Source organism: Pseudoteredinibacter isoporae (genome assembly GCF_040372805.1).
Taxonomy (GTDB): domain Bacteria; phylum Pseudomonadota; class Gammaproteobacteria; order Pseudomonadales; family Cellvibrionaceae; genus Pseudoteredinibacter; species Pseudoteredinibacter isoporae_A.
On the sequence record NZ_BAABWJ010000027.1, the window covers coordinates 1 to 1135 of the forward strand.

Genomic DNA, 1135 nt, shown 5'->3' on the forward strand with positions numbered 1-1135 from the left:
CAGGTGATCAATGAGTAAACGTACAAGACCTACATTTAGCCCTGAATTCCGACTTGAAGCTGCTCAGCTTGTTGTTGACCAGGGGCGTTCCGTTCGTGAGGCAGCTGATGCAATGGGCGTGGGTAAGTCAACAATGGATAAGTGGGTGCGCCAACTCCGAGAAGAGCGTGAAGGAAAAGCACCCTTGGGTACGCCAATGACCCCGGATCAACAGCGTATTCGCGAGCTGGAGAAACAGCTCAGGAGGGTCGAAGAAGAAAAGGAGATATTAAAAAAGGCTACAGCTCTCTTGATGTCGGACTCGATGAGAGGTTCTCGTTAGTCGACAAGCTCAAAGAGAGCCACGCAGTAACAATAATTTGCGAAGTCTTTGGTATACACCGAAGCAGTTACAAATACTGGAGCAAGCGGTCGCGATCGTTATCGCCGGAGCAACTCGAACTGCACTGCCAAATTAAAGCGGCATTTGAAGAGAGTAATGGCTCGGCGGGCGCTAGAACTATTGCAGATATTGTAACGGCCCGAGGTATAGATTTAAGCCGTTACAGGGCTAACAGACTAATGAAAAAGCTTGAGTTGGTCAGCAGCCAACTACCTGGGCATAAATACAAGAAGGCGAGCCAAGAGCACATCGCAGTACCAAACAAGCTCGATCGTCAATTTAACGTATCTAAGCCCAATCAAGTTTGGTGTGGTGACGTCACTTACATTTGGACTGGTCGGCGCTGGGCGTACTTAGCGGTGGTGTTAGATTTATTTTCACGAAAGCCAATTGGCTGGGCAATGTCGTTATCGCCAGACAGTGCGTTAACGTCTCAGGCACTAAGCATGGCATTTGAATCTCGCGGCAAGCCTAAAGGGCTAATGTTTCACTCAGATCAAGGAAGCCACTACAGCAGTCGTAAATTCCGACAATTATTGTGGCGCTACCGAATCACTCAGAGTATGAGTCGTCGCGGTAATTGCTGGGACAATGCTCCGATGGAGAGGTTCTTTAGGAGTTTGAAAACTGAGTGGGTGCCAGCACTTGGCTATCGAAATTTTACAGAGGCAAAATATGCGGTGACAGATTATCTTGTTGGTTACTACAGCCAGACAAGGCCGCACCGACATAACGGTGGTTTAAGTCCAAACA

1 protein-coding gene is annotated in these 1135 nt (G+C 48.3%); it reads left to right on the forward strand.

Going from position 1 to position 1135, the window contains the following annotated elements; genetic code table 11:
• Positions 1-10: 10 nt before the first annotated feature.
• Positions 11-1135, forward strand: a protein-coding gene (locus tag ABWW03_RS19910) for an IS3 family transposase (RefSeq protein WP_353411427.1) whose coding sequence is annotated in 2 segments (ribosomal slippage) — positions 11-269 and positions 269-1135 — 1126 coding nt annotated over the 2 segments. Because the reading frame shifts where the segments join, the coding sequence is not laid out codon by codon here. This gene is flagged as partial in the annotation.